Raw genomic sequence first — 12241 nt, 5'->3', positions numbered from 1 at the left:
ATTGTCACCGCAGGATTGTGTCGAATTGCCTGATCGGATGAATTCCGTGCAGGTCGCGGTACGACGGCGGCTGGCGGTCGCCCTCGTCCTTGATGCCGTACTCGACCGCGAGCTCGACCCCGATTAACGTCTGGCCGCTCTATGTCCATCAGCGCCGGATCGTTGAACAGCGCCCAGATCAGATGGCCGGTCAGTTCCGGGGTCTCCGCGTCGGCCAGCGTGTGGCCGAGCTTGTCCGACTCGGCCGCAACGAGTTCTTCAACCACTCGGTCAGCAGGATGCCCATCCAGATCGATACCGCTGCCACCCCGAACTTCCGGAAATCGACGGCCATGTCCGCGGCCATCGTGTCCATTCCCGCCTTGTGCACGCCGTACGCCGGACCGAAAACGTAGTGGGCGGCACCGGGAGCCGACGCGAACGGCGATTCCGGTGCCGCCCGCCGCGGTCACCAGGTCGGCGTTTCACGCCCAGCGGCGACTGTCCGGCCGCGTCGGTCCTTCCGGTGACGTAGACGGTGCACCCGTGACTGCCGAGGGCGTGCGCGATCCCGAGCCCGGTCCCCGGCTGGCGCCCGTCACGACGGCGACCGCTGTGTCGCTGCGGGTCACCAACCGCGTTCTCTCCACTCGCCGAGATGCGGGCGTTCGGTGCCGAGCGTGGTGTCGTCGCCGTGGCCGGGATAGACGACCGTCGAATCGTCGTACACGTCGAAGACCTTGCTGGTCACGTCGCCGAGCAGCTTCTCGAAGTCGCCTTCCTGCCAGGTCTTGCCGACGCCGCCGGGGAACAGGCAGTCGCCGGTGAAGAGGTGCGTCTTGTCGTCGGCGTCGACGAGGGCCAGCGCCACCGATCCCGGGGTGTGACCCTGCAGGTGGATGACGTCGAAGGTCAGGTCACCGACCTTCACGGTGTCACCCTGGGCGAGGATCCGATCGGGTGTGACCGGCAGAGCCTCGGCGTCGAGCTGGTGGGCCGCGGTCGGCGCGCCGGTGCTCTTGGCCACCTGCTCGAGCGCCTGCACGTGGTCGAAATGCTGGTGGCTGGTGACGATCAGGGTCAGCTTCGGTGCGAACCGCTCGATGAGTTCGAGCAGGATTTCAGGGTCGTTGGCCGCATCGATGAGTAGCGTCTCGCCGGTCTGGGAACACGTCACCAGGTATGCGTTGTTATCCATCGGGCCCACCGAAACCTTCACGATCGATGCACCCGGGAGGGTGCGTCGAGCTGCGGTCTTTGGGTCGACGTGGCCGGTGTAGTTGTCGTTGACGACAGTCATGTCTTCACGGTATCTGTCTCGGCCCAGCCTCGACCAAAGACTTGTCGGTGGCGGGACCTAGCATGGGTTTCAACTATGTCTTCGGAGGACTTCGTCGTTGAAAGAGAGCGCGTGTGGCTGATCGCCTGATTGTCAAAGGTGCGCGCGAACACAATCTGCAGAGCGTCGATCTTGAGCTGCCCCGCGACGCGCTGATCGTCTTCACGGGCCTGTCCGGTTCGGGTAAGTCGTCGCTGGCGTTCGACACGATCTTCGCGGAGGGCCAACGTCGCTACGTCGAGTCGCTGTCCGCCTACGCGCGCCAGTTCCTCGGCCAGATGGACAAACCCGACGTCGACTTCATCGAAGGTCTCTCGCCGGCTGTGTCCATCGACCAGAAGTCGACCAATCGCAACCCGCGGTCGACCGTGGGCACGATCACCGAGGTGTACGACTACCTGCGTCTGCTCTACGCACGGGCCGGCACCCCGCACTGCCCGGTGTGCGGTGAGCGCATCGCCCGTCAGACGCCGCAGCAGATCGTCGACCAGGTCCTCGCCATGGACGAGGGCCTGCGCTTCCAGGTGCTCGCACCGGTGGTGCGCACCCGCAAAGGCGAGTTCGTCGACCTGTTCGACAAGCTGAACACCCAGGGGTACAGCCGCGTCCGGGTCGACGGTGTGGTGTATCCGCTGACCGAGCCGCCCACGCTGAAGAAGCAGGAGAAACACGACATCGAGGTGGTCGTCGACCGGTTGACGGTCAAGGCGACCGCCAAACAGCGCCTGACGGACTCGGTGGAGACGGCGCTGAACCTGGCCGACGGCATCGTGGTGCTGGAGTTCGTCGACCGGGAGGACGACCACCCGCACCGCGAGCAGAGGTTCTCCGAGAAGCTCGCATGCCCGAACGGGCACCCGCTCGCCGTCGACGACCTCGAGCCGCGATCGTTCTCCTTCAACTCCCCGTACGGCGCCTGCCCGGAATGCGTGGGGCTGGGCATCCGCAAAGAGGTCGACCCCGAACTCGTCGTTCCGGATCCCGACCTGACGCTTGCCGAAGGGGCGATCGCGCCGTGGTCCATGGGGCAGACGGCCGACTACTTCACCCGGATGCTGAAGGGGCTCGGTGACCAGATCGGGTTCGACGTCGACACCCCGTGGAAGAAGCTGCCCGCCAAGGCGCGCAAGTCGATCCTCGAGGGCTGCGACGAGCAGGTGCACGTGCGGTACAAGAACCGCTACGGCCGAACCCGTTCGTACTACGCCGATTTCGAGGGCGTGATGGCGTTCCTGCACCGTCGCATGGAGCAGACCGACTCCGAGCAGATGAAGGAGCGTTACGAGGGCTTCATGCGTGACGTGCCGTGCCCGGAGTGTGAGGGCACCCGACTGAAGCCGGAGATCCTCGCGGTGACGATGACGGCGGGGGAGTACGGGCCGAAATCGATCGCCGAGGTCGCCGAACTGTCGATCGCCGATTGCTCGGCGTTCCTCAACGCGTTGACACTCGGCTCGCGTGAGCAGGCCATCGCGGGCCAGGTGCTCAAGGAGATCCAGTCGCGGCTCGGGTTCCTGCTCGACGTGGGGCTCGACTATCTGTCGTTGTCGCGGGCGGCGGGCACGCTGTCCGGCGGTGAGGCGCAACGGATTCGGTTGGCCACGCAGATCGGCTCCGGGCTCGTCGGGGTGTTGTACGTCCTCGATGAGCCGTCGATCGGGCTGCATCAGCGTGACAACCGGCGGCTCATCGAAACGCTGATCCGGTTGCGGGACCTGGGCAACACGCTGATCGTCGTCGAGCACGACCTCGACACCATCGCCCACGCCGACTGGGTCGTCGACATCGGGCCTGCTGCGGGTGAACACGGCGGTCAGATCGTGCACAGCGGCACGTACGAAGATCTGCTGACGAACTCCAATTCGATTACCGGCGCTTATCTTTCGGGCAAGGAAGAGATCGAGGTCCCCGCCATGCGGCGGCCCACCGACCGCAAGCGGCAGTTGACCGTCGTCGGTGCGCGCGAGCACAATCTGCGCGAGATCGACGTGTCGTTCCCCCTGGGTGTGCTGACGTCGGTCACCGGCGTCTCCGGTTCGGGCAAGTCGACGTTGGTCAATGACATCCTGGCGTCGGTGCTGGCCAACAAGCTCAACGGCGCCAGGCAGGTGCCGGGGCGGCACACCCGCGTGACGGGGCTGGACAAGCTCGACAAGCTCGTCCGCGTCGACCAGTCACCGATCGGCCGGACACCGCGGTCCAACCCGGCCACCTACACCGGTGTGTTCGACAAGATCCGTACGCTGTTCGCGGCCACCACCGAGGCGAAGGTTCGCGGCTACCAGCCGGGCCGGTTCTCGTTCAACGTCAAAGGTGGCCGCTGCGAAGCATGTTCGGGTGACGGCACCATCAAGATCGAGATGAACTTCCTGCCGGACGTGTACGTGCCGTGCGAGGTGTGCCAGGGCGCCCGCTACAACCGCGAGACCCTCGAGGTGCACTACAAGGGCAAGACCATCGCTGAGGTGCTCGACATGTCGATCGAGGAGGCGGCGGAGTTCTTCAAGCCCATCACGTCGATCCATCGATTCCTGGCGACGCTGGTCGACGTGGGACTCGGCTACGTTCGGTTGGGGCAGCCCGCGCCGACGCTCTCCGGTGGTGAGGCGCAGCGCGTCAAGCTGGCGTCCGAACTGCAGAAACGGTCCACCGGCCGCACCATCTACATCCTCGACGAACCGACCACGGGTCTGCACTTCGAGGACATTCGCAAGCTGCTCGCCGTCATCAACGGCCTTGTCGACAAGGGCAATACGGTCATCGTCATCGAGCACAACCTCGATGTGATCAAGACGTCGGACTGGATCGTCGACATGGGACCCGAGGGCGGAGCGGGCGGCGGATCGGTGGTCGCGTCGGGCACGCCGGAGGACGTCGCGGAGAACCCCGACAGCTACACAGGCCACTTCCTGGCCGAGGCGTTGGGTGTGGCGCGGCCGGCCCCGAAGAAGCGCAAGCGCAGCAAGGTCAGCGCCTAGCTCTGCCGGGCCTTCGACAGCGGTGAGGGAAAGCGCGGGTTGATCCGTACGCCGGCCAGCCAGTCGGTCAGCTCGTCGGCCCGCCGCTGAAGCGCCTGCCGCGCTTTCCGGCCGACATCCTCGAGGAGTCGCACCTCGACCCGCCCTTCGGCATCCTGACCCCACGCGCCGACGATGCGACCGTCACACCATGCCGTCGGACCGCCGTTTCCGTTCGTGTCGAACACCTGCGCGCGGTGCCCGCCGAGATACCAGTCCCGGTCGAACCACCCCATCGTCGTGACGTCGAGCCCGGGCAGCAGCGCACACCACGGTCCGGCGTCCGGTTCGACGTCCAGATCGTCGGGGAGGACGAACCCGGGCGTGCCTTCGAGATCCACCTCGACCGCCTCGAGGTCGACAAGGGCCTGACGCGCCCACGTCAGCGTGTTGCCGAACCACCATTTGATGTCGGTGACGGTCGCCGGGCCGAACGCGCGCAGCCACCGTCGTACCAGTTCGGTGCGCGCGACGTCCGGTGACACCGCGTTCGGCAGCGACGTCAGCCAGCCGGACATCGGCGCCCAACGCGGTCGCGACACCGTCCACGATCCGTCGTTCGGTCCGCGGACGATGTCACCCCGCACCGACAGCAGCGTCAGAATCCTTGGTGCCAGCGGTGTTTCGCCGCCCCACCGCTTGCCGGGTGCGGGATCGTGGTGGCCCGCCAACTCCGGTAGCGCGACACGTAGGTCCTTGGCACTGGTCGGACCGTGCTTGTCGAGGTGTTTCGATACTGCCCTCGACGCGCTGGCCAGCCACGCATCGCCGTCGCCGCAGACGCCGGCCCGCTGCGCGTCGGCGACGAGCTTGCGGCGTTCGTTGTCGGCCACCCGGTCACTGGCGCCCGTTTGGATGTGGGGCAGGTCGTCGGCGCGCACCACCCAAAGCGTTCGCCGCATCGCCAGGTGCTTCACCAGCGTCCGGCGGTCGTAGAGCTCGGAATCCAGGTCGGCGATGGTGAAGCCGGGCACCCGCGCCCACAGGGAGAGATAGGGAGTGGCCGGATCGGTCGCGTGCAGGCCGACGACATCGCCTGCGATCTGAGCCGGGGACTGTGCGTGCGCGTTGAGAAAGTGCCTGCGCGCGAGCCGGGCCCGCCGCTCTTCGACCGTGAATGAACGCATCGCCTGCGAACGCTACCTGCGGCGACCGACAAACTTTGGGATCGGTAGCCGAGTCCGCCGCCTTGACTGAGCGCACGACGACGCCACCGGGGCGGCGTATGACGAAGGAGAGATCGATGAATCGAGTTGTCGCGGGTGTGGTTGCACTGGGTCTGGGCGCGGCCGTCCTGGTCGGCTGTTCGGACGACAAGCCGTCGGCCGCACCAAGCAGCGAGGCATCCGGAAACACGCAGGTGAGCACGAGCGGCTCGACCGAGGTCAAGGTCGGCGGCAGTGACCTGTCCGGTCTGGACCTGAACTCGGTGACCTGCGTCAAGCAGGGCGGAAAGATCAACGTCGCCAGCGCGGCGATCAACGGCCAGTCCGGCCTCGCCGTCGTGATGACCGACGAGGCGACTCCGACCGTGGAGTCGCTGGCCATGTCGGTGGACGGCAACGCGCTCGGCGTCACCAACACGATGGGCGCGAAGACCGGCTCGGCCGAGGTGAAGGTCGACGGCAGCACCTACACCATCACCGGTGAAGCCACCGGCGCCGACATGGCGAATCCGATGGCCGGCATGGTCACCAAGCCCTTCACCATCAAGGTGAACTGCACCTGATCGGGCGCCTACCGGAAGCGGCGGACGTACCGTCGGCGTCCGCCGCTTCCTATGATTCAGAAATGACGATCGTGGCCGACCTCGAGCGGGCACGCCAGTTGTCGTTGGCCGCCAAAGAGGAGGCGGCCAAAGACCTGCTGCTGTCACTGGTTCCCGCGATCGAGGCGGCCGACCGCGACGATTGGCTGCTCGAGGTCTACGCACAGCTGGGCGAGCTCTATCTCGTTCGCACCGCGTATGAGGGGACCGACGAGTCTGTGCGCCGCATCCGCGAATGCCTCGCGACCTACCAGGAGGTCCGGGCGGGCAACCGGCCGGATCTGGCTGCACAGGTGACGATGTCGAACGCCGACGTCGACCACATGATCTGCCGGTACTCGCGCCGCGCCCAGTTCCTCCAGACGGGTCTGGCGGCCGCGCACGGTGACCACGAAGCCGCCGAGGCGGCGCTGCTGGTGTTGACCGAGGACACGACCGACTACCCGGAACTCGCCGACGAACACCGCCGCTACATCACGTTCGCACAGATCCTGTGCGCCAACGCGCTCTGCGATGACGATCTGCATGTGGAGTCGGTTCACCTGTGGGAGAAGGTGATCGACGCGATCGACGGTGCTGACGGCAGCGATGAGTTCGACGATTACCTCTTCGTCAACGGTGCGACCTCATACGGCAGGTTCTGCATTGAGACAGGTCGGCTGCCGCAGGCCGAACCGTGGCTGCGGCGGGCAGGTGCCCGCGCTGAGGCGCGCAATTGGGCATTAGGTACGGCGAGGACGCAATTCGAACGTGCGACGGCGGCCTGGGCTTTGGGCGACCGCGCCAAGGCGCAGGACTTGGCGCACGCGTCGTATCCGGCGATCGCCGAAGGGTTGCGGGCCCACGATGTCTCGCGGTGCTGGCTTTACTTCGGCCTGATCGCGCTGTCCATCCATGAGCTCGACGACGCCGACGAGCGGTTCGGCTACGCCGAGCGACACTGGCGCGAAATCGAGAAGCCACTGCACATCCACCGCATTCTGCTGCAGCGCAGCTGGGTTGACATCTTCCGGGGCGACTTCGATGCGGCCCGGGCGCGGACCGAAGAGGCGCGCGAACTCCTGGATTCATGGCCGCGGCACAGCTGGCTGCAGTACGCCCGCCTGCATGACCACATCGGCAGCATCTGGCGCGCGGACGCATTGGCCGACCCGGAGAACGCGGCGGCCAAGCTCGAAAAGGCCGCCGAACTGAAGGTGCCCGCCGCCCTCGCGGTCGACTCGGTACGCCACCTGATCACCGATGCCGACGCGCGCATGCGCTGGGCCACCCACGTGTCGGCCCGCATGCTTGCCGGGGCGTTCGCCGTCGCCTGGGAGTGGGGCAATACCGACCTCGTCAGCCAGTTGGTCGAATATCACAGTGCGCGAGGGACATTCAGTGCCGAGCCGGACGGGGAGACCGTTGAGTTGACGGGCACCGCCACCGCCATGGTGCCGCTGGAGACCATCGACGAGTACGCGTTGGTTGCGGCGGGTGAGTCGCTGTCTGTTGCAGGTGCGGGGCTGACGCGGCTGGGTCCGTTGCCTGCGCTGCAGATGGACCCGACCTCAGGTCAGATATTGACGCGGTATCGCAGCCTTGCGCGCGAAAGGTACGGCCGCGACGTGACCGCCGCCGGCGCGACATGGGCGACGTGGCCGTGACCCCAGGGGAATCCCAGGTCGAAACCGCCACGCTTGTCCTGCGATTCGCCGACGTCGGAATCGCCACGTATGTGAGCCTACGCGTCGTAGGGGACCCAACGAGGACCGTGACATGGGTGATCGAGGAGGCCGCGTTACAGGCCGCGCTTGACGAATTGGCCGCCGCGTTGCCGGATCCGATCGACACCGAGACCCGACGCGACGCCCTCGAACGCGCAATCACCAAGGGTGCGTTCGCTTCGCCCGCAACCGAATTGGCGATCGCCCGCACACTCGGCGCCCAGCTGTTCGCGCATGAGGCCTGGCAATTGCTGCTCGACTTCGTCTCCTCGCCCCGGGCCGCGTTGTTCGTGTCACCCAGCGCGCGGCTGGCCCGAGTCCCGTGGGGTCTTGTCGCGATGCCCGGTGATGACGGTCACCGGGTCATCGAGCTGGTCGACGTCCTGATGGCGGCGCCGCCGAACATCGTGCACTCATCGCGCGAACCCGCCGGCTGGGGCGGTAGGCAGGGCAGACCGCCGCTGCTGGTGCTCGATCCCCGGGTGCCCGGTCAGCGGCCGGACTCACCGTTGGGGTCCGTACTCGGGCGTCCATCACCAGATACGCTGTTGGCCAAGCATTTCGGTGAGCTGATGCAAGGCCGGAAGGTCCTCCCCGAGGTGGCGTCATCGGTCGACCTGTTCCGGCGCGCCGATGCGGGCCGTGCCTGGCTCGAGGATCTGCTGGCGCGCGAGCCCAGTCGCCTCCTGTATGTCGGTCATGCGACCGCGGCCGATGGTGACGTCGGACATGCCGACCGGGCCGCGCTTCACCTGGCCGACGAACGACCGCTCACCGCATCGGATCTCATGGCGCTGAGGCTTCCTGTTCCGCCACGCGTCGGCCTGCTGGCCTGTGCGTCCGGCGGTGACTATCGGTTCGACGAGGCGACTGGGCTGGTCGCGGCGATGATCCTCGGCGGCGCGGAGCTGGTGACGGCCACCCTGTGGTCGCTGCCGACGGCCGCGGGATACCGGCTTTTCGCACCGACGAATGACGCCGACCCGATGTCTGACGCGATCCTCGCCGTCGACCGCGCGCACGAGGCTCAGGATGCCGGGCGTGCGGTCAACGGCTGGCAACGGGAACGGATGCGCCGCTGGACCGACGGTGACGTGACCGCGAGCCCGCTGTACTGGGCCGCGTTGGCGACTTTCGCGGTCGACGGTGCCCGGTGATCAGGCCGGCGACACACAGACGGCGACCGCGGACTCGTCGTCGGAGCGGTAGTACGTGTCGACGAAGCTGCCAGGCGAGACCTTCGTGATGGCCGATTCGGGAATGAGTGCCTTCTCGTGAGCAGCGAACTGCCCGCCGCCGGGCCGATGCACCATCACGTCGAGCTCGACTTCGCGGAAATCCTCTCGGGCGCGGCCGGTGGTTCGCATGCCGGTGACCACCGCGCGGGACTTGGTGCCGTGCCGGATCAGATCGATCTGACCATTGGTGACCAGGCCCTTCGCGACCAGCATGCGGTCGAACTCGGCTCGAATGGCCACCATGTCGTCGGCGGTGGCAAGGCGCTCGCCGGCTTCGCCGCTCTCAGGCGCGACGACCTCGTCGCGGTCGGGAATCAGGTAGGCCAAGGCCGTGGCGACGAGCAGGAACATGACTAATGCGATCGAATACGCGCCGGACATGCCACCAGGCTCTGACACCCCATCGGCTACCGAACCCAACTTTGCCGCGTACCCGACTCTTATCCTGTTGCTATGAGCACTGCTGAGACGGCCATCGCCGTCGCCCATCCGCGGCGCGCGGTGATCGACCGCGCGTGGCGCGCGATCGGGCCCGGCGTGGAGGTGCTCAGCGGTGACGACGGTGGCCCGTTGCGGCGCACGGTGAAGCGGATCATCGACCCGTTGGTGCTGCGGTTGCGCTCCAACACCCAGTTCTCGGCGCCGTTCGTGGCCGCCGACGTCGCCGAGGCCATGCACGACGCGATCGTCGGCCAGGCCGCCCAGATGCGTGCGGCGGCAGCATGGTTCGAGCTGCTCAAGCGTGAGCGCCGTCGGCTGCGGATCACCAGTGGGAACGCCCAAGAGTTGTATTTCCCCGTGTGCTTCGAGCTTGCGGTGACGAAAGGTGCTCCCGCCCAAGCTGATTCCGGTGAGGCCGAATCGGTGCTGCGTCAGATCCATGACGACCGCGACCGCACCGCGATCGAAGTGCTGAACACCTATTCGTCGGACCATCTCGTCATCTCGGAACTGTCGGAACAGCTGCGCTCAAGCTGGAAAGACGTTCGGCCCGGGAACCAGATCACCGGGCCCTTCCTGTCCGGGTTGACCACGGTGCTGGGCCCGGCCGATTCGCACGGCGCCTCGGCGGCGCGGCAGCGGGTGTGGCAGGCGCTGATCGCCGATGTCACGCCGTACAACCTCGGTGCCGCCGCGCATGAACGCGGGTCACAGCTGCCGTGGTCGATCGTCGCGCTCGGCCTGAGCTCTGCGGAACCGCAGGGTCCGCCGGAGGTCATCGGTGGGTCCGACGGCGAGCGGCCGCTCAATCGGTCGGTGATCGACCGGGTACGCGCGACCCTTCGCCGTGCGATGGATCGCGAAGAATTGCCAGACGTTCCGATGCTGTGCGAGGAAGAGGTCGACCGGTGCTGCGCGCCATGGGGGCTGATGGCCGAGGACAAGCAGGCGACGCTGGTCGCCGGCATCGAGGTCGCCGTCGACCTGGCGCCGCTGTCGGAAACCGCGGAGACCCGGTATGACCTCGCCCGTCAGATCCAGGCACGGCTGCGCAAGGAGGCGTACGTGCTGCACGCGCGTCGCTATCTCGCCGACAGCGGGCCGATCCACCCTCGCCAGCAACAGGTGATCGACGACCTCGCGGCGTTCGCCCGACCGTATCTGAGCCGGCTGTGGGCGCGCCTGCACGGCCGCGACGTCTGGCAGGAACCCTGTTCCGATGTCGACGACGTCCGCGCACTGTTGGAAGGCGTCGCGCGGTCGGTGAGTCTCGACCACCGGCAGCGCATCAAGACGATGCTGGAATTGCAGGTGGCCGGATGAAGTTGATGTCCGATTCCGGGCTGTGGAGTACGGGACCCTCCGCCGCACCTTCTCCGGTGCACGCCGTACTCGAGGTCAGTGGCGCGGTGCTGTCGTGGACCGTCGACGATCCGTCCGCTGATCCGCAGATCACGTTCACCGATCCCGCCAGGGCGGACTGGTTGTGGCGCGTGGTGGGCGAGGACGGGCATCGCGCCGTCGCGTCCACAGTCGATCACGCTCCACCCGACGATGCGCGGGCGGTGGACCTGGCGGGGGTGAATGTGTTGCCGGGCTCGCTGGACCTGTTGCGGCGGTTGGCGTTCGGCCATTGGTTGCGACGGTGGTGGCCGGCGAGCCAGCGTGATGGGATCGCGGCGCTCGATGCGGCGTTGCTGGATGCGGAGATCGCGATACTCACGGTCGCCGCGGAGGACTTCTTCTCCGACGACACCTTCGACTCGGATGTTGCCGAGGTGTTGCGGCCGCACGTCGCCGCGCTCAACGCCCATGTCCAAGAAGGTGATCCGCGCGTCGTCGAGCTGGTGGAGAAGTGCACCGACCTCGCCGACGAGGTGGGCATCGTCTTCGACACGTCTGTGCGATCCGGTCGCAGGGACGATTACGCACTGGCTGCGGGCGGGGATGGTGGACGGACAACGACGGCGACTGTTGCAACGGGTGCCGGCTCAGTGCACTGGTCAGCTGTTCCCGCCGGTGTGTTCGACGCGGCCGAGAACACCGTTAGTTGGAGCGTCGAGTCTGCCGACGACGCTGTAACGGCAACTGTCCGCGTGGAGTTGTCGGGACTGGGCTCGCCCAACGGCGTGCCGGTCCGACTGCGCTCCGGTGCTTTCGGAGGTGACGGAGCGCTCGGGGCCGACGGGCGTGCGTCGTTCCCCGTCGTGGGCCCCGATCAGCAGTCGATAGCGGAATCGTCGGCGTGGGACCATGATTGGCGCGTTACCACGCTGACGGTCGGCGCCGGCGGCGGGGAGTCGGCGCAGACGCGCGAGCGGATTCGGGACTTCGCGCGGTCGCGGTTGGCCTCACCGGCCGACGACGCCTACCTCGCCGAGGTCCTGGCCGCCGAATCCGACTACTGAGACTCGGGTTTGCGCATGGATTCACGGATCTGCGCGAGCCGTTCGGCCGCAGCACGCTGGCGCGCTTCGTACTGCTCCTCGACAGTGCGGCCCTCCGGAGTTTCGGCATCGAGTTCCGCGGCGCCGATCGCCGTGCCGTAGCGGGTCTCGATCTTCTCGCGCACCGAATCGAACGTCGGGACACCGCCCGCGGTATAGCCCGTGTCCTCGGGTTCGGCGGGGGCCGGCGGGGTGCTCGTCGCGGGGGTGGCCGCGGGCGCCGGATCGGGCTCGACAGTGGGCTCGATGACGGGATCGACGATCACTTCCGGCTCTCGGGCTGGTTCGTCCGGCATGCGGTCCACG

General features: G+C 67.1%; 10 protein-coding genes and 1 pseudogene. 6 read left to right on the top strand and 5 right to left on the bottom strand.

Annotated features, from left to right (window positions below):
• Window positions 1-4: 4 nt before the first annotated feature.
• Together G6N42_RS31165 and G6N42_RS09560 are read right to left on the bottom strand one after the other, a co-directional pair.
• Window positions 5-629: pseudogene (locus G6N42_RS31165) on the bottom strand (Rossmann-fold NAD(P)-binding domain-containing protein).
• A complete protein-coding gene (locus tag G6N42_RS09560; RefSeq protein ID WP_163728989.1) occupies window positions 608-1279 on the bottom strand; it encodes an MBL fold metallo-hydrolase in 672 nt (223 codons plus the stop codon). The pseudogene G6N42_RS31165 and the gene G6N42_RS09560 overlap by 22 nt, the downstream one beginning before the upstream one ends.
• 113 nt (window positions 1280-1392) lie before the next feature.
• On the opposite strand from G6N42_RS09560, the gene uvrA reads away from it, so the two are divergent.
• Window positions 1393-4296: an excinuclease ABC subunit UvrA gene (gene uvrA / locus G6N42_RS09555; RefSeq protein ID WP_163728986.1), complete on the top strand. Its 2904-nt coding sequence runs from the start codon at window positions 1393-1395 to the stop codon at window positions 4294-4296.
• On the opposite strand, the gene G6N42_RS09550 is transcribed toward uvrA, so the two are convergent.
• Window positions 4293-5462: a winged helix DNA-binding domain-containing protein gene (locus G6N42_RS09550; RefSeq protein ID WP_163728983.1), complete on the bottom strand. Its 1170-nt coding sequence runs from the start codon at window positions 5460-5462 to the stop codon at window positions 4293-4295. The genes uvrA and G6N42_RS09550 overlap by 4 nt on opposite strands.
• A gap of 116 nt (window positions 5463-5578) precedes the next feature.
• Here G6N42_RS09550 and G6N42_RS09545 point away from each other — a divergent pair, with 116 nt between their 5' ends.
• From G6N42_RS09545 to G6N42_RS09535, 3 genes are all read left to right on the top strand, one after another.
• Window positions 5579-6064, top strand: a complete 486-nt coding sequence (locus G6N42_RS09545; RefSeq protein WP_163728979.1) for a lipoprotein LpqH — start codon at window positions 5579-5581, stop codon at window positions 6062-6064.
• Window positions 6065-6126: 62 nt separating this feature from the next.
• Window positions 6127-7749 (top strand): hypothetical protein, encoded by a 1623-nt coding sequence (locus tag G6N42_RS09540; RefSeq protein ID WP_163728976.1) that lies wholly within the window; start codon window positions 6127-6129, stop codon window positions 7747-7749.
• Window positions 7731-8966, top strand: coding sequence for a CHAT domain-containing protein (locus G6N42_RS09535; RefSeq protein WP_163728973.1), 1236 nt, complete (start codon window positions 7731-7733; stop codon window positions 8964-8966). The genes G6N42_RS09540 and G6N42_RS09535 overlap by 19 nt, the downstream gene beginning before the upstream one ends.
• On the opposite strand, the gene G6N42_RS09530 is transcribed toward G6N42_RS09535, so the two are convergent.
• Window positions 8967-9428 carry a hypothetical protein gene (locus tag G6N42_RS09530; RefSeq protein WP_163728970.1) on the bottom strand — a complete coding sequence of 154 codons (462 nt, stop codon included), beginning with the start codon at window positions 9426-9428 and terminating at the stop codon, window positions 8967-8969. It lies immediately after the preceding gene.
• A gap of 72 nt (window positions 9429-9500) precedes the next feature.
• Between G6N42_RS09530 and G6N42_RS09525 the strand changes: the two genes are divergently transcribed.
• Window positions 9501-10811, top strand: a complete 1311-nt coding sequence (locus tag G6N42_RS09525) for a hypothetical protein (RefSeq protein WP_163728966.1) — start codon at window positions 9501-9503, stop codon at window positions 10809-10811.
• Window positions 10808-11896: a hypothetical protein gene (locus G6N42_RS09520; RefSeq protein WP_174262046.1), complete on the top strand. Its 1089-nt coding sequence runs from the start codon at window positions 10808-10810 to the stop codon at window positions 11894-11896. Before G6N42_RS09525 ends, G6N42_RS09520 begins: the two co-directional genes overlap by 4 nt.
• Here G6N42_RS09520 and G6N42_RS09515 read toward each other — a convergent pair.
• On the bottom strand, window positions 11890-12231 hold the full coding sequence (locus G6N42_RS09515) for a hypothetical protein (RefSeq protein ID WP_163728963.1): 342 nt from the start codon (window positions 12229-12231) through the stop codon (window positions 11890-11892). The genes G6N42_RS09520 and G6N42_RS09515 overlap by 7 nt on opposite strands.
• Window positions 12232-12241: the final 10 nt, after the last annotated feature.

Origin of the sequence: Mycobacterium gallinarum, from assembly GCF_010726765.1 — a bacterium.
Lineage (GTDB): Bacteria > Actinomycetota > Actinomycetes > Mycobacteriales > Mycobacteriaceae > Mycobacterium > Mycobacterium gallinarum.
This window is presented reverse-complemented; position numbering and strand designations above follow the sequence as displayed.

What these genes read in the sequence shown, in the direction of transcription:
- G6N42_RS09560 (WP_163728989.1), bottom strand. Translation starts at nt 1,279, where the DNA reads ATGACTGTCGTCAACGACAACTACACCGGCCACGTCGACCCAAAGACC.
- G6N42_RS09550 (WP_163728983.1), bottom strand. Translation starts at nt 5,462, where the DNA reads ATGCGTTCATTCACGGTCGAAGAGCGGCGGGCCCGGCTCGCGCGCAGG.
- G6N42_RS09545 (WP_163728979.1), top strand. Translation starts at nt 5,579, where the DNA reads ATGAATCGAGTTGTCGCGGGTGTGGTTGCACTGGGTCTGGGCGCGGCC.
- G6N42_RS09540 (WP_163728976.1), top strand. Translation starts at nt 6,127, where the DNA reads ATGACGATCGTGGCCGACCTCGAGCGGGCACGCCAGTTGTCGTTGGCC.
- G6N42_RS09535 (WP_163728973.1), top strand. Translation starts at nt 7,731, where the DNA reads ATGGGCGACGTGGCCGTGACCCCAGGGGAATCCCAGGTCGAAACCGCC.
- G6N42_RS09530 (WP_163728970.1), bottom strand. Translation starts at nt 9,428, where the DNA reads ATGTCCGGCGCGTATTCGATCGCATTAGTCATGTTCCTGCTCGTCGCC.
- G6N42_RS09525 (WP_163728966.1), top strand. Translation starts at nt 9,501, where the DNA reads ATGAGCACTGCTGAGACGGCCATCGCCGTCGCCCATCCGCGGCGCGCG.
- G6N42_RS09520 (WP_174262046.1), top strand. Translation starts at nt 10,808, where the DNA reads ATGAAGTTGATGTCCGATTCCGGGCTGTGGAGTACGGGACCCTCCGCC.
- G6N42_RS09515 (WP_163728963.1), bottom strand. Translation starts at nt 12,231, where the DNA reads ATGCCGGACGAACCAGCCCGAGAGCCGGAAGTGATCGTCGATCCCGTC.